Raw genomic sequence first — 15,954 nt, 5'->3', positions numbered from 1 at the left:
GTTTATCTCATCGTTACAAATTCTTCAGATCCAGTTGGGTGAATTGCCACAACAGCATCAAAGTCTGCTTTGGTTGCGCCCATCTTCATTGCAACTGCAAAGCCTTGGATCATTTCATCAACGGTAAAACCAATGCCGTGTAAGCCAACAACTTTTTCGTCTTCGCCAGCACACACAAGCATCATGTTACATGCTTGGCGATGCTGAGTAACCGCTGTGTACATTGCTGCAAAGCTTGATTTATATACTTTAACGTTATCGCTGCCGTATTGATCAATCGCTTGCTGCTCTGTTAAACCAATTGTGCCGATTGGTGGATGGCTGAATACCACTGTAGGTACTAGCTCGTAGTCCATTTTTAAATCATCAGGTAATTCTTTATTGAATAAACGCTCTGATAGAGTACGACCTGCTTTAACGGCTACTGGCGTAAGCTCAATACCGTTTTCGATGATATCGCCAACTGCGTATACGTTTTCAGCTGTCGTGTTTTGGAATTCGTCTACTTTAACGTAACCGCCTTCAGTTACTTCAACACCTGCCGCAGCAAGATTGATCTTGTCAGTTGTTGGTGTACGGCCAATTGCCCAAATAACTTCATCAACGTTTTGGCTGTGACCATTTTCAAAGTGAATTGTTAAGCTACCATCGCTTTCTTTAACTACTTCTTTAGGTGTGCAATCAGTGTGAAGAGTCGGGCCTTCTTTCGCCATGATCTCGACAAGCGTATCAACGATGTATGGGTCAAAAGTACGAAGTGGTTTGTTTTTACGAACAAACAAGTGTGTTTCTGTACCAAGGCTATGAAGTACACCAGCGATTTCAACGGCAATGTAGCCTGCACCAACAACTGCAACACGCTTAGGCTGTGCGTCTAGTTCAAAGAAGCCATTTGAATCAATACCAAGCTCAGCGCCTGGAATGTTAGGAATAGTAGGGCGGCCACCAACAGCAACAAGAATATGGTCTGCCGTGTATAGCTCACCATTTACTTCAACTGTTTTGTTATCAACAAACTTAGCAAAGCCATTGATTACAGTTACACCATTGCTAGATAAGTACTTGTTGTAACCTTGGTGAATACGACCAATATACGCTTCGCGGCTTTCAACTAATTTAGCCCAGCTAAAACCTTTTAATTCAACATCAAAGCCGTAGTCAGGTGCATATGCGTTAATTGCTTCAGCAATTTGTGCGCCGTGCCACATTACTTTCTTTGGAACACAACCCACGTTTACACAGGTACCACCCATGTGTTTTGCTTCAATAAGAGCGACTTTTGCGCCACGCATTGCTGCACGGTTTGCAGAGGCAATACCGCCACTACCACCACCAATTGCAATGTAATCAAAATGCTGAGCCATAGTTTGTCCTCAAAAATAGATAATTCTTTATTAATTAATCGATTTAGTAATAAGTTGATAATAGCATAATAAAGACCAAGGTTAAGCCCCTTGTATTTCATCAATTCGCCCCAACTTCAAAATCATCTTCGCATAAAATTTGAGAACGAAAATGACAATTGCAGAAAATAACCCACTCATTGGTTTGGAAGGGCTTCCGCCGTTTTCTAAAATCAAACCAGCACACGTAGTGCCAGCATTAAAAGCGGCGATTGCTGAGTGTCGTACCAAAATTGACGAGGTACTGGCAACTAAATCATACACATGGAATGATTTGGTGCTTCCGCTTGAAGAAGCTGATGACAAGTTATCACGCTTATTTTCACCGGTATCACATATGAATTCTGTCGTTAATAACGACGAGCTACGTGAAGCTTATGAGCAATGTTTGCCGTTGTTATCTGAGTATTCAACGTTTGTTGGTCAGCATCAAGGTTTATACGATGCTTACAATGCGCTTCACAACAGTGACGAATTTAAAACACTAACGATTGCCCAGCAAAAAACCATTACTAATGCACTGCGTGATTTTGAGCTATCTGGTATTGCTTTAAAGCCTGAGCAACAAAAGCGTTATGGCGAAATCAGTGCGCGTTTATCTGAGCTGGCCTCTAAGTTTGGTAATAATGTAATGGATGCCACTCTCGCTTGGCAAAAGCATATTACAGATGAAAGCGAACTGGCTGGTTTACCAGAGTCTGCGTTAGCCCTTGGTGCAGATACAGCTAAAAGCAAAGAGCTAGATGGCTGGGTATTTACGTTAGATTTTCCATCTTACCTACCCATTATGACTTATGCTGATAACCGCGAGTTACGTGAAGAGTTTTACACTGCGTTTGTGACGCGTGCCTCTGATCAAGGCCCTAATGCCGGTGAGTTTGATAACTCTGCCATTATGAGCGAAGAGCTTGCCCTTCGTCATGAGCTTGCCGAGTTACTTGGCTTTAACAGCTACGCTGATATGTCATTAGCGACTAAAATGGCAGAAACGCCAGAACAAGTTTTCTCATTCTTAGAAGATTTAGCAGCTAAGTCTAAACCACAAGCTGAGCAAGAGCTTGCTGAGCTAACTGCTTACGCAAAAGACAAGCACGGTGTGACTGAGCTTGCTGCATGGGACTACGCTTACTATGGCGAAAAACTTAAGCAAGAGAAGTATGCTATTTCTGATGAAGTACTGCGCCCATATTTCCCTGCCAATAAAGTTTTAAGTGGCTTATTCACTACTGTAAATCGTTTATTTGGTATTAGCGTAAAAGAAGTCACAGAGTTTGATACTTACCACCCTGATGTACGTTTTTTCGAAATTTACGATAGCAGCAATACTTTACGTGGTCGTTTTTATCTAGATTTATACGCCCGTGATCGCAAACGCGGCGGCGCGTGGATGGATGACTGCATGGGTCGTAAAGTACGTGCTAACGGCGAATTACAAACCCCTGTTGCGTACTTAGTGTGTAACTTTAATAAAGCTGTGGGTGATAAGCCTGCTTTGTTTACGCATAACGAAGTGACTACGTTATTCCATGAATTTGGTCATGGTATTCACCATATGTTGACACAAGTTGATGCTGCGCCAGTTGCAGGTATTAACGGTGTTGCATGGGATGCGGTTGAGTTACCAAGCCAGTTCCTTGAAAACTGGTGCTACGAAGAAGAAGCGCTAAGCTTTATTTCGGGCCATTACGAAACAGATGAGCCGTTACCAAAAGAGTTATTAGATAAACTCCTAGCGGCGAAGAACTTCCAATCAGGTATGCAAATGCTGCGTCAGCTTGAGTTCTCGTTGTTTGACTTTACTATTCACCATACTTACAAAGTGGGTGAGCCATGTAACATTCAAGCAACTCTTGATGATGTGCGCAGTAAAACGGCCGTTGTTAAAGCGCCAGCATTTAACCGCTTTCAACATGGCTTTAGCCACATTTTTGCTGGCGGTTACAGCGCAGGTTATTACTCTTACAAGTGGGCTGAAGTACTTTCGGCTGATGCGTTTTCTAAATTTGAAGAAGAAGGCATCTTTAACCAAGCAACGGGCGAAGCTTTCTTAAAGAACATTTTAGAAAAAGGTGGCAGTGAAGAGCCAATGGAGCTATTTAAAAAGTTCCGTGGACGCGAACCACAAGTTGATGCACTACTTAGACATAGCGGCATTGCTGCATAATAAAGTTTGTTGATCTAAAGCGCCGTAAGGCGCTTTTTTTATTAATATTTCTTCGCAAATTCACGCTCTCGTACTATCCTTCTTAAAAAAGAGTTTATAGGAATTAAGCATGTCAAAACTTGTATTAGCCATTGATGATGATAAATATATCCATCATGTGATTGAGGAATCGCTATCGGGCTTTTGCACACTGATCCATGCTAAAAATGGCGACGAAGGATTAAGACAGGCGTTAAAGTACAACCCTGACATCATTTTACTTGATATCGAAATGCCGGGTAAAACAGGCTTTGAGGTATGTAACGAATTAAAAGCAAACCCGCAAACAAAAGACACACCTGTAATGTTTTTATCAGGTAAAACTGACCTGCCAGACCGTGTAAAAGGTTATAACGCAGGTGCTGCTGACTATATTGTAAAACCATTTAATGCTGAAGAACTCATGGCACGTATTCGCGTGTTGTATCAATATCGTCAGCACTCTAAAAAGCTTAAAAGTGATGTAGAGCGAGCGCAAATCACTGCCGAAATCGCAATGACAGATTCAGGCGATATGGGTCGTATAATGCGCTACGTTGGGCAAAGCTATCATGCACATGATATCAAAGCCTTATCTGAGCATATGTTTGAGTTTTTTAATCCGATGGAGCTCGATGTCGTACTGGCGTTTTGGTATCAAGATGTAGGCATATTTTGTAGTGCTGAGGGCGGGGTGTGTCCACTTGAGCAAGAGTTACTCGAAAAACACCGTGATGCAAATCGTTTTGTTGATTTTAGCCACCGCACAATTATTAATTACCCTAAAGTGTCGATGCTGGTTAAAAACATGCCACTGGATGATGCCCAGCTTTATGGTCGTTATAAAGATTTATTCCCGCATATTCTTGAAGTGACTAACGCCAAAGTACAAGACATGGAAAACAATGAGCGGGCACTGACTCAGGCGCAGCAAATTGGTAATTCTTTTAATGAGCTATCTGATCAAATGTACCAAAACAGTGATTCGCGCGAACATGCTGTCGAGAAATTTGCCGCCCAACTTGATGAGCTAAACAAGTCTATTGAGCAAAGTGGTTTATCGGGCAGCGACGAAGTCGCATTTCACTTGCAGCAATTAAAACAAACTCAGCTGATATTTACCTCACTGAATGAAGACTTATCGTTTATAAAGTTTCAGCTAAAGCATATTATCGAATCGCGTAGTGAACTTTTAGCGAGCTTACAAAAAATGGCTGAGCCGAGTGAGACCGAAGATGTGACTTCACAAACGGATATCGAGCTATTTTAAGCCATGCTATACTGGCGCCGAATAATATAGCTCGGAGTTTTGCGTGGTAATTTATTGTCCTTTTAAAGAAATGCGTCCTTATTTAGATGCGATTGAGCAACGTTTTGGTTTGGCTAAATGGGCTGAGCAAAATGCAGGATTTTCGCTTCATTATGACGATCAAGGTTTGAGCTTGAAAAAAAAGGACGAGCCTAAGCTTGGTGCTATTCATGTTGATTTTGTAACTGGTGCTGCAGCCCATCGACGCAAGTTTGGTGGTGGTAAAGGGCAGGCTATCGCAAAAGCGGTTGGCTTAAACAAAGGTGCCACGCCAGTGGTGCTTGATGCCACAGCAGGCCTTGGCCGCGATGGCTTTGTACTGGCATCATTAGGCTGTAAAGTGATTTTGCATGAACGCCATCCAGTGGTAGCTGCACTATTATTCGACGGCCTAGAACGCGCCTATAACGATGCTGAAATTGGCCCTTGGATGAAAGAAAACATGAGCCTAATATTTGGCTCTAGTCATACGTTACTGGCGCAGTGTAGTGATACTCCTGATGTTGTGTACTTAGATCCTATGTTTCCTCATCGTGAAAAATCAGCCCTCGTTAAAAAAGAGATGCGAGTATTCCAAGAGCTTGTTGGTGGAGATAGCGATGCCGATGATCTATTAGAATTTGCTTATCCGCTTGCTAGTAAGCGAGTCGTTGTGAAGCGCCCTGATTACGCCCCATTTCTAAATGACAAAACCCCGAGTATGCAAATCAAAACCAAGAAGAACCGCTTTGATGTATACGTAAAAGCTGCAATGGTCTGATACCATCCGCAATATTAAGCGAATTGGTATTTATTTAACCCTTTTGGGTTAGTTGCTATCGCTTTTACCTGTTATTTTTTACGGTTTACATCAAATTGTCATAAAAGGTTAATATTCTACGCGCGTAACGTTACTTGGGAATATCGTTTATGCGCGTGTCATCATTTACTCGGCTATTGGCCGTTTTACTCACACTCGCCAGTATCTTACTGGCAGCCACTCTGTTCTGGGCTAGTCAAACCTTACTCGGCTTAGAGCAGCAAGATAACGCTTATAATAAGCTGAAAAACACCATCATTATTGATTTAAAAAGTTACCTTGATGATTATTTAGAGCAAGGTGACAGCCAACACTTAAATAAAGCCTCAACGCTGATAAGCGATGTTAAAAAGCAGCACTTAGCTGAGCTACCTAATGAGCTAGCGGGTCAACTAAATAGCCAACTGACGGCCCTCGATAAAGACATTAACGGTAAGTATCGTGCTTTAGGTAAGCTATCGGGTAACGAAATGGCGCTGCTTGATAACTCTTTAAGACAAATGGCAGGCTCTGCCTCATCATTGATTGGCTATGCAAGTAAAGCCGAGCCGCAAACAGCGCTTGCGCTTGAATATTATCAACTTGCTGCTGACTACTACAGCGAAGTGACATCACTTGCTTTATATACTTACAAGTTAGTGATCAACTTTGATCAAGACACTAAAAACAGCCTTAATCAAAGTGTTGAAAACTTAAATGCCCTTGCTACTAAAATCGACAGACTCGAAAACCTAGGTGTAATGAGTGAAGTGGATGAAGACGCTTTATTTTTTGGTGAAGAGGCAGAAGATTTAGCCGGTGATATTAAAGCTGAGCTAACAAGCTGGCCTAAACGTTTCCCTCGTGATTTAGCATCAACACTTGAGCAAGCTGAGCAACGACAAACGGGCATGCAAGCACTGCGCGAACAAATCGGTGCGCTTTCAGCAACGGTACTCGGTGCAGAGCAAAAACTAAAAGATGAACAAAGCCAGCTTAAGCAACAAGTTTTCATCGTGTTTTGTGTCGCTATTGGCATGCTGGTGGTTTTAGCTGCGGGTGTGTATTTCGTACAGCGTAACCAAGTACTTAACCCTCTGCGCCAATTGCGTGATGGCTTTGCCTTCTTGATTGAAAGTAATGAGCTTAAAAACATTGAGAGTAAAAACCCGAAAACCGAAGTTGGTGAAATTGCTCATTACTTTAATCAATTGATTGAACGCCAGCGTGGTGAGGCAGAAGAGCGAGCACAAATGCTTAAGGTTATAAATGACTTTATGCTAGAGATGAGCGAGCACTTACATACCATTGCTCAGCAAACGGATGCCAGCCACTCTCAGGTTGAACAAAACCAAGGTTTACTTACTGATATTCAACACATTGGTGAGCAGGTCAATAACATTAATGGTCAAGTTGCTGATAACGCCAAACAAACCTTTGGTGCGATGGAGCAGAGCTTAGGCTTTGCCGACAGCATGTTAACTGCAAGCTCTCGCACTGAAGAGCGCGTTGAGCAAGGCCTCGGTAGCTTAAAAGAGCTATTAAAAGGCGTTGATGACGTTGGCCAAGTTATTGAGGTGATCAAAAACATTGCTGAGCAAACAAACTTGCTAGCATTGAATGCGGCGATTGAGTCGGCACGTGCAGGTGAGCATGGTCGAGGCTTTGCGGTTGTCGCCGACGAAGTACGAAAACTTGCCAGACAAACGCAAGGCTCGCTTGATGATATTAACAATCAGCTAAACCGTTTAAGTGAAAACTCAACCATGGTATCAGAGCAAATTAGTGCACTGGCTACTGATGCCGAGCTGCAAACACAAAATGCTCAAGAGCTTAAACGTAACTCAGAAGGCGTTGCCGACAACGCGCAAGATGCTAACAAGGTAGCGTTTGATGCCATGGAGCTTGCTAAGCAACAAAATGCCTTACTCGAAAACTTTAGCCAATCAATGCAAAGCATGAAAGGGCAGGTAAGTGAGTCGAACTCACTGGTTAGTGATATTCAGCATCGCCTACAAGAGCAAATGCACACCATTAAAACCAGCTTAGGTTTATAACTCTTCAAGGGGCGAGCAATGGTTTGCATTGTTTGCCCTTAAATCATGCGGTATTCAATTTTTTGGGTATATACTCTGTACTCTTATTTTCTTTCAAGGAATCACGATGATCGAACAAGGCCAAACTTTACCTGCAGCAACCCTTAGCGAATTAACCAGCGAGGGCATGCAAACCCTATCAACAGAGGCATTATTTGCAGATAAAAAAGTGGTGCTATTTGCGGTGCCAGGTGCATTTACGCCAACCTGCTCAAATGCTCACTTACCTGAGTTTATTACGTTAGCCGATAAAATTACCGCTAAAGGCGTTGATGCAATTTACTGCGTATCGGTGAACGATGCATTTGTAATGAAAGCATGGGGTGAAGCTCATAACGCTGAGCATATTCGGATGTTAGCCGATGGTGATGCAAGCTTTACAAAAGCACTTGGTCTAGATAAAGACACGGCTGGCTTTGGTGGCGTACGTTCAAAGCGCTATGCGATGATCGTTGAGAACCAAACGGTAACAGGGCTGTTTGTTGAACAAGACAAAGAGTTTGTAGTAAGCCGCGCTGAAGCTGTGCTCGAAAAGCTTTAATAGCAATATAAGTACAAAAAAGCCGGACGTAAGTCCGGCTGAAAAGTCCCAGGGGGGAACTGGGGAGATCAACTATTAAGGTTGATACTGTGCATCCAATGTTACACCAGAGAAAGTACGGTAAGCATTTAAGCTTAAGTGCCACGTACCTGCTTGTGGGTTACTGAATGTACATGTTTCTGCGTTACCGTTTTTGTACGGACGACAGTCATAACTTGAAGTGGTTGGTTGGCTACCAAACTTAACAAATAAGTCAGAATCACCTGTACCGCCAGACGTAGTTACTGTGAAGCTTGCCATACCTGCTGGTACTTCTAGCGTGTAGTGTTTCCACTGACCTGCACTTGCAGAGATATCAGTCACTGTGCCGCCACCTGCTTGTGGTGAACCTGAGCCTGAACCACCGCCAGAAGTTGTTAAATCACCCACTAGGCTAACACCTGAGTATGCAGAGTAACCATTCAGCATTACATGGTAAGTGCCTGCTGTTGGGTTATCGATAGAACATACTTCGTTGTTACCACCTTTATACGGGCGACAATCATAGGTTGACGTTGTTGGTGCACTACCTGCACGAACGTATAGGTCAGCATCACCTGTACCGCCACTCATTGTGAAGGTTACGTTAGTCGCACCTGTTGGAACTTCCATTGTGTAGAAAGTTTGGCTGCTAGCAGAGCCACTTAAACCAGTTAGTGCTTGACCATCTTCTAATACGTTACCCGTTGGTGGTGGCGGTGTTGTGCCTGATGCTGCTGCAACAGCGGCTGCTGCATCAACAATACCCGTACCACAGCTTGTACATGTTGCTGGGAAAGAACGCGTTGTTGATTTTAAGATGCTTTCGATTTCATCAGGCGTTGCAGAAGGTTTAGCTTGCTTGATTAGCGCTGCTACACCCGCAACATGTGGTGCTGCCATCGATGTACCTTGCGAGTAGTGGTATGAATCACTGCTTGGGCCTGTAGAACCTGAGTTGTGTGTTGATAACACACCTTCAGAGTCATTCGCAAAGCTTTGCGCGCCACCCGGTGCTGCAACGTCAATGTTGCTACCGTAGTTTGAGTAGTAAGCACGACCACCGTTACGACCAACAGATGCAACGTTTACAACGCCATTACAGTTACCTGGGTTGTAGTTTGCAGAGTTATCGTTATCGTTACCCGCAGCGATTACGATCACAGTGCCGTTGTTACGTGCTTGGTTGATAGCGCTTTGTGTTGTAGAGCTACATGAACCGCTACCACCTAAACTCATGTTGATAACATCAGCAGGGTTAGCATTTGCTGGTACGCCAGAAACCGAACCACCTGAAGCCCAGATAATACCGTCAGCGATATCAGAAGTTAAACCACCACATTTACCAAGTACACGTACTGGAACAACTTTTGAGTTGTAAGCAACACCAGCAACACCTTCACCGTTGTTAGTCACTGCTGCAACAGTACCCGCAACGTGCGTACCGTGCCAGCTTGAGTTTTGCGCACCATGTGTGTAACCACATTCGTTAGCGCTGATTGCATCACCTGGATCGCGTGCATCGCTATCACGACCACCACCATCGTTAGCTACAGACACATTAGAGATCATGTCATAGCCTTGAAGGATGTTGGCATTTAAATCAACATGAGGACGGTAACCAGTATCAAGTACCGCAACAACTACACCGCTACCCGTTGCTGTATCCCAAGCTGTAGGAAGGTTAAGACCACCCGCTTGCTCGTAGTAGTGCCATTGGTCGTCATAACGTGGGTCGTTAGGCGTTGCAAATGGCTTTAACATTTGGTCGATTTCGATGTATTCAACGTTACCAGATGCAACCATCTCTTGCATGAATTCTTGTGCTTCTTGAGCAGAAAGTTTTTTATCAGCACGCATAACGTGGTGATTACTCATCGCCATTGCGCGAACGTATTGCGCTTTTACTTTACCTTTTTTGCTGGTGAAGTTTTTAACAAAGCCTTTTGCTTTTTTGTTCATCATGGTTGGCGATTGTTCTGCTGCCGACATCGTCATCATTTCATCACTGTTGTTTTTATACTTGATGATGAATTGTGTACCAAAGCCTTCTTGGCCTTGTAATTTCGCCGCAGTTTCCTGCATAGATGGTGACATTAGTTGGTTTGGAGTAGCCATTGCTGCCGTCGTCCCAAACAACGCAGTCAAGCTCAGTGCAATTGCGCACTTCTTCAAGTTGTTGTTAGTTGTCATAATGATCCCTAGATTGTTATGTAAATCTCCACGATATTTTTCGCGAAGGGGGACAAAGGTAAAATAAATGTAAATTTAGTTAAAATATCGTTTTATTATGATTGTCTCTATTTTGGTTATAACTAAGTGTATAGACGTCTAAACTGGCCTTTTTATGGTGTTTTTCTACGCATTTCTCATAATAAAGTTATAATTTGTTGGTTTTGAGTTTTTGCTTTATTTCGTTTTTTGGTTTTATCTTTTTTGTAAAAACACCTCAGTGTTAACACAGCAGCGACAATAACTTGTTATAATCAGCTAAATTTTTTTAGTGAGTATGAGTAATGACCCAAGTAGATGTAATTGTGATTGGCGCCGGTGCCGCAGGTTTGATGTGTGCTGCACAAGCAGGCTACCGTGGTCGCAATGTTACTGTGCTTGATATGGGCAAAAAGCCTGGCCGTAAAATATTAATCAGCGGCGGCGGGCGTTGTAACTTCACCAATGAAAACGCAAGCCCAGACAACTACTTGTGTGGCAATCCTCACTTTGTAAAATCGTGTTTAAGTCGTTATACCCAGCATGACTTTATAGAGCTGGTGGACCGTCACGGCTTGGCGTATCACCATAAAACGCTGGGCCAGTTATTTTGTGATAACAGCGCTCAAGATATCGTCGACATTCTTTTAACTGAGTGTGAGTGGGCGGGTGTTAACATAGCGCTGCGTAACGAAGTACTCAGCGTGACAAAAACCGATGCGGGCTATGAAGTTATTACCGAGCAAGACAGCTATCAATGTGAGTCGTTAGTTGTCGCATCGGGTGGATTAACCATGCCTAAGCTCGGTGCATCACCAATTGGTTATAAAATTGCCGAGCAATTTGGTTTAACAGTGTTACCAACCATGGCGGCATTAGTGCCATTTACGTTGCACCAGCATGATAAAGATCGCTTTGATGGGTTATCGGGGATCAGCATTCCTTGTCTGCTTACCAGTGAAGATGGCACCCAGTTTAAAGAAAACATCTTGTTTACTCACCGTGGCCTTTCGGGCCCAGCGATTTTACAAATCAGTTCTTTCTGGCGCGCAGGGCAAACTGTGTACATCAACTTGTTACCTGAGCTCGATTTAAAACAGCAGCTTGAGCAGTGGCGTCAAAGCCAAGGGCAAAAGTCACTAAAAAATACCCTTGCGACAATTTTACCAAAACGCTTTGTTGAAATGCTGCACGATACTAAAGCTATCCCTGATTGCAATGTAAACCAACTAAGCCATGCGCAAATCGACGCGTTACATGACTACATTCACAATTGGCAAATTAAACCCAACGGCACCGAGGGTTATAGAACAGCCGAAGTAACGCTTGGCGGTGTAGACACCGACGAGTTAAGCTCAAAAACCTTCGAAGCGAAAAAGTCACCGGGCCTCTATTTCATCGGCGAAGTCACCGACGTCACTGGTTGGCTAGGCGGCTACAACTTCCAATATGCTTGGAGCTGCGGCTTTGCAGCAGGGCAGTATTGTTGATTTGAGTTGTTAGTTGCTAGTTGCTAGTTGCTAGTTACTAGTTACTAGTTGCGAGTTGCAAGGGGAAAGGTGTTAGTGGTCAGGTCATAGGCGCTAGGTTCTAGGAACTAGGTGCTAGGAGCTAGGCGCTAGGAGCTAGGTTAGCACTTGCTTGTAGGTCGTGCTTTAGCGCGCTGGAGTGATTTGTAATCCCAAACTGAAAAATACCAGAAGAATAGTATTTTGGTTGATAAGATATGAATCTAAGAAAAGATGAAAATAAATTAATCGGTAAGCATGTTTTTTTAAGCGGTAAAGTTGTGGCGGATAAAGTGGCACAGCGAATTGATTATTTAAAAAATAACGTAATGTTAGTCGTTGCATATTCCGATGATGGGTGGTCAACTTTACTGCGAGATCCTAATGATGGGCGACTCTGGGAGCTAATATACGACGACTCAGGCTCTCATGGCGCAGGTGCACCGAGTTTGATTCACTTAACGCTGGATAATGCGAAAAACAAATACAAATTCAAGTAAGAGAATTAATGAACAGCTAACGCTGTCGAATCAAAAGCCTCGCACTCGCGGGGCTTTGTTTTTAATAAACAGAGACTCAAAGAAGAAACTCTATATCTTATATTTGCGCCTAGACCCAAAACTAGCACCTAAAACTAGACAACTATAAGGTTACCCATTTATTTTTCATGCATATGATTGGTGATAAGTAGTTAAGTAAAACCATTGGGGTTAAGCTAAATTATTTTCTGATGCCATGGGCGAGGTAGTGGCAAAAAGAAAGACCTGATCCTATGAGTTTTATTGTTAATTTTCGTGAAAATTGCACACTTAGGTAAGGTTGTTTGATATGAGCTTACTCGATAATACAATTTAATGTATGATTCCATTGAAATTTAATTATGAATCATGGAGAGTAGTATGGTCTGGGAAAAGCAATTAAGACTCAGAATTCAATACTTAAGAAATCAAGGGTTTAAAACCTTAGAGGAAATTGTTCCTTATTGCGAAGGTGCTTCTCCTAGTGATGTAGAAATGCAAATGAAGGAGATGGGAGATAATGGTAAAAGTGAAAATATTGCTTCTTTGGATTACAGGAATAAGTTTTTCTTTAATTTACCTGCACCTAACCCTCTCTATTATCAATGGTGGTATACGCTAGGTTCACAGGAAGAGTTTGTTGGTAAAGTTTTAAGCTCACATGATAATGCTAAGGTTTTATGTATTGGAACCCCAACCATTGCTTCCGCACTCAACTCTTATGGAGTAGATGCCACACTTCTAGACATTGATCTTGATATAATCAAATTATTTAAAAAAACTTACGGGGACAAAAACGAAAGTCAGCACTATGATATTTTTGATGAACTTCCTCAAGAACTTCATAATAAATTTGATTTAACTATCATTGATCCTCCATGGTACAAAGAATATTTTGAAGCTTTCTTATCTCGGTCTATTAAGGCAACTAAAGATGGAGGTTTAATTTATTGTTCTATTCCTCAAGTTCTTACCCGGGCAAGTATTTCTGACGAACGAAAAGAGTTAATAGAATGGTTGAAAGGTAGTGGTCATGAAGTACTTTGTATTGAAAAGTCATCCTTTAAATATATTGTACCTGAGTTTGAAGGTATTTCATTTAAAGAGAAAAAACTAGATATGTCCAGCCAGCCTTGGAGAGCTTCTGACCTTCTTGTTATTCAGGTAAAGGGTAATAAAGAATTAGCATTTTCAGGGGGGAGAAATAATTTAATACGTAGTTTCTCAAGAGAAGGCAGTCAGTCAATCTTTCGAGTTTTTTTAGAAGAAAAAAATATAGTAACCGGTGTGGGCCCTCGACGTTCTGAGGGGTTTAAAGAAAGTATTAGTCGGAGAGAACATAAAGAGGAAGTGAATGTTTGGACTTCTAAAAAAGATGGTTTTCAATTTGAAGACTTGAATGTGGTAGAAAATGTGCTTTCATGTTGGTCTGATGGGAAATCGAAGGCAGAAACTATAGAGGCTCTTCAACCTGAATATCAAGAAATAAAGAATATAGTTGAAAAACATGATGAATTGCTGGAGTTATGGAGTCGACATGCGGATGGTGATGTCCGTCGAACAGCCAGAAAAATAAAAGAAATAAATGATTCTTCTCATAGCCAGTGGGCTTCTCAACCAAGTGCTAGAGAGTATGGAAGTAAAACTGATGGGTTTCGAATTGAGTTTCAACGTGATCGAGATCGAGTAATTTGGTCAAGTGGTTTTAGAAAGTTAGCAGACAAAACCCAGCTATTCCCATTAGATCAAGATGAGAATTTAAGGCAGCGCTTAGCTCATAGTATTGAAGTGATGCAGCTTGCTACAACAATATCAAACAGTTTTGGTTTGAATAATGATTTAGTGGAGGCTGGTGCCTTGGCACATGATGTTGGTCATACACCTTTCGGCCACGCTGGAGAAAATGCTATTGATCGCTTGTTTGTTGCTCTTGGGGTTGCGTGTGGTTTTAATCATTATGAACATGGGGTTGATGTAGTTAGGTATTTAGAAGGATCCTATCAAAATAGTGCTTTTGAAATTCATAACGGGCTAAATCTTACACCAGAGGTTTGTGACTGTATTTTAAAGCATACCTATTGTCATTCCGGCGGTGTGGGGAGCCATAAAGATGTTTGGGATAAATCTAAACACAAAGAATATTTGAAATGTTCGGGTTTTAGTCATCTTGAGGGACAAGCTGTAAGAGCTGCGGATAAAATATCGTATTTACTGTCTGATATTGAGGATGGAATTCGTTTAGGAGCAATATCTCATCAAGACCTTATGTACTGCAGATTATTTCACCGCTCTCCAATCGATTTCAGAATGAAAAGCGATGATATTCTTTATCTGAAATTTATTGAGCAGCGGGGAGCTATAATTAAATTATTGATGGAAGATATCATTCTTGAGTCATCTAAGCGAATTAGTTCATTAACTTCTATAAATGAAGTTCGGAATGCTGATGATTATTGTATTTATCATAGTCGAGAGATTATGGCTGATATGAGTGAAATTTGGGAAAAGATACAAGTAAGAAGGTTACATCGCGATCCTAGGGTCATAACGGCTAACTTGAAGGCTTCAAAAGTTGTAACAGAGCTTGTAATTCTTTTCACCTTATTCCCAGAATACATTGATGAAAGATTTCGTAAAGAGCATGAACGGCTGAGGACTTCTGGCTATATGAAACATTATGAGTCAGACTGCCCTAAAGTAAATATCCCTGAAAACTTTACTTCATTTCTGCCTTTGAACTTCATGATAGACTTTAGTACGGCAAAGCTAAATGGGATACCAATATACGACTTAGTAATTGCAAAAGACTACGTTGCTAGTTTTTCCGACAATAAATGCAATCAATTGCACCGAGAGTTACTAACTAGTAAATTTTGATTTTGTATAAATGTGATTGTTGATAATGTAAGCTTCATTTTGAAGTTTATATTATCAATTTTAGTGAGTAACTGGGATTGTTATTTATTCCGTGCTTTCGTATAACTGCTTACTATGAACTTAAGTTATAAAATAAAAAGCAGCTTTTCCTTCCAGTGAAGTTCTCACTTATTTAGTTAATTGCTTAGAGTCATATATTTTCTTATTATTCAGGGGAGTGCTTTACCTCTGTGTGATCGTCGTCAATTTGCAACTATCAAGTGAGCTGTCAAATTTATTTAAGCTTATGTAGCTGTATACTGCAGGTAACAAAGGTTTTTCAGAGAAACATATTGTTTTGCTTACATGTAATTTAATTTCTGCACATACATTTATTAGTGTTATATGGAATAAAGATGGAGTCGTACTGGATAAGTTAGGTACTAGACACTAGCATCACAAATAACGACCGACATGATCGAAAGTTCCAGCTCCCCGCTTAAAGCTAACTTCCGATTTATAGTCTATTATTTC

At 41.7% G+C, this 15,954-nt stretch carries 10 protein-coding genes; 8 read left to right on the top strand and 2 right to left on the bottom strand.

Going from position 1 to position 15,954, the window contains the following annotated elements:
* Window positions 1-2 precede the first annotated feature (2 nt).
* Window positions 3-1,364 carry a glutathione-disulfide reductase gene (gene gorA, locus KQP93_RS14960; RefSeq protein ID WP_217875039.1) on the bottom strand — a complete coding sequence of 454 codons (1,362 nt, stop codon included), beginning with the start codon at window positions 1,362-1,364 and terminating at the stop codon, window positions 3-5.
* 151 nt (window positions 1,365-1,515) lie between these two features.
* Between gorA and prlC the strand changes: the two genes are divergently transcribed.
* From prlC to KQP93_RS14935, 5 genes are all read left to right on the top strand, one after another.
* Window positions 1,516-3,567: an oligopeptidase A gene (gene prlC / locus KQP93_RS14955; RefSeq protein ID WP_217875038.1), complete on the top strand. Its 2,052-nt coding sequence runs from the start codon at window positions 1,516-1,518 to the stop codon at window positions 3,565-3,567.
* Between the two features lie 109 nt (window positions 3,568-3,676).
* Window positions 3,677-4,855, top strand: coding sequence for a response regulator (locus tag KQP93_RS14950; protein ID WP_217875037.1), 1,179 nt, complete (start codon window positions 3,677-3,679; stop codon window positions 4,853-4,855).
* Between the two features lie 43 nt (window positions 4,856-4,898).
* Window positions 4,899-5,654, top strand: coding sequence for a class I SAM-dependent methyltransferase (locus tag KQP93_RS14945; protein WP_217875036.1), 756 nt, complete (start codon window positions 4,899-4,901; stop codon window positions 5,652-5,654).
* A 149-nt stretch (window positions 5,655-5,803) separates the two neighbouring features.
* Window positions 5,804-7,729, top strand: a complete 1,926-nt coding sequence (locus tag KQP93_RS14940; protein WP_217875035.1) for a methyl-accepting chemotaxis protein — start codon at window positions 5,804-5,806, stop codon at window positions 7,727-7,729.
* A gap of 106 nt (window positions 7,730-7,835) precedes the next feature.
* On the top strand, window positions 7,836-8,309 hold the full coding sequence (locus KQP93_RS14935; RefSeq protein WP_063529354.1) for a peroxiredoxin: 474 nt from the start codon (window positions 7,836-7,838) through the stop codon (window positions 8,307-8,309).
* Window positions 8,310-8,384: 75 nt separating this feature from the next.
* Here KQP93_RS14935 and KQP93_RS14930 read toward each other — a convergent pair whose 3' ends face one another.
* On the bottom strand, window positions 8,385-10,520 hold the full coding sequence (locus KQP93_RS14930) for a S8 family peptidase (protein ID WP_217875034.1): 2,136 nt from the start codon (window positions 10,518-10,520) through the stop codon (window positions 8,385-8,387).
* Between the two features lie 323 nt (window positions 10,521-10,843).
* Between KQP93_RS14930 and KQP93_RS14925 the strand changes: the two genes are divergently transcribed.
* From KQP93_RS14925 to dgt, 3 genes are all read left to right on the top strand, one after another.
* Window positions 10,844-12,028, top strand: coding sequence for an NAD(P)/FAD-dependent oxidoreductase (locus KQP93_RS14925; protein ID WP_217875033.1), 1,185 nt, complete (start codon window positions 10,844-10,846; stop codon window positions 12,026-12,028).
* 236 nt (window positions 12,029-12,264) lie between these two features.
* Window positions 12,265-12,546: an Imm27 family immunity protein gene (locus KQP93_RS14920; RefSeq protein ID WP_058583814.1), complete on the top strand. Its 282-nt coding sequence runs from the start codon at window positions 12,265-12,267 to the stop codon at window positions 12,544-12,546.
* A gap of 399 nt (window positions 12,547-12,945) precedes the next feature.
* Entirely contained in the window at window positions 12,946-15,441 is a 2,496-nt protein-coding gene (gene dgt / locus KQP93_RS14915) for a dGTP triphosphohydrolase (protein ID WP_217875032.1), read from the top strand.
* The last annotated feature ends 513 nt before the right edge of the window (window positions 15,442-15,954 follow it).

The organism is Pseudoalteromonas shioyasakiensis, assembly GCF_019134595.1.
GTDB classification, from domain to species: domain Bacteria; phylum Pseudomonadota; class Gammaproteobacteria; order Enterobacterales; family Alteromonadaceae; genus Pseudoalteromonas; species Pseudoalteromonas shioyasakiensis_A.
The sequence above is the reverse complement of the archived record's forward strand: the minus strand, read 5'-3'. Positions and strand labels throughout refer to the sequence as shown.

Bases quoted from the DNA above. Each gene is read 5' to 3' on its own strand.
- KQP93_RS14920 (WP_058583814.1), top strand. From the start codon at position 12,265: ATGAATCTAAGAAAAGATGAAAATAAATTAATCGGTAAGCATGTTTTT.
- KQP93_RS14940 (WP_217875035.1), top strand. From the start codon at position 5,804: ATGCGCGTGTCATCATTTACTCGGCTATTGGCCGTTTTACTCACACTC.
- prlC (WP_217875038.1), top strand. From the start codon at position 1,516: ATGACAATTGCAGAAAATAACCCACTCATTGGTTTGGAAGGGCTTCCG.
- KQP93_RS14950 (WP_217875037.1), top strand. From the start codon at position 3,677: ATGTCAAAACTTGTATTAGCCATTGATGATGATAAATATATCCATCAT.
- gorA (WP_217875039.1), bottom strand. From the start codon at position 1,364: ATGGCTCAGCATTTTGATTACATTGCAATTGGTGGTGGTAGTGGCGGT.
- KQP93_RS14925 (WP_217875033.1), top strand. From the start codon at position 10,844: ATGACCCAAGTAGATGTAATTGTGATTGGCGCCGGTGCCGCAGGTTTG.
- dgt (WP_217875032.1), top strand. From the start codon at position 12,946: ATGGTCTGGGAAAAGCAATTAAGACTCAGAATTCAATACTTAAGAAAT.
- KQP93_RS14930 (WP_217875034.1), bottom strand. From the start codon at position 10,520: ATGACAACTAACAACAACTTGAAGAAGTGCGCAATTGCACTGAGCTTG.
- KQP93_RS14935 (WP_063529354.1), top strand. From the start codon at position 7,836: ATGATCGAACAAGGCCAAACTTTACCTGCAGCAACCCTTAGCGAATTA.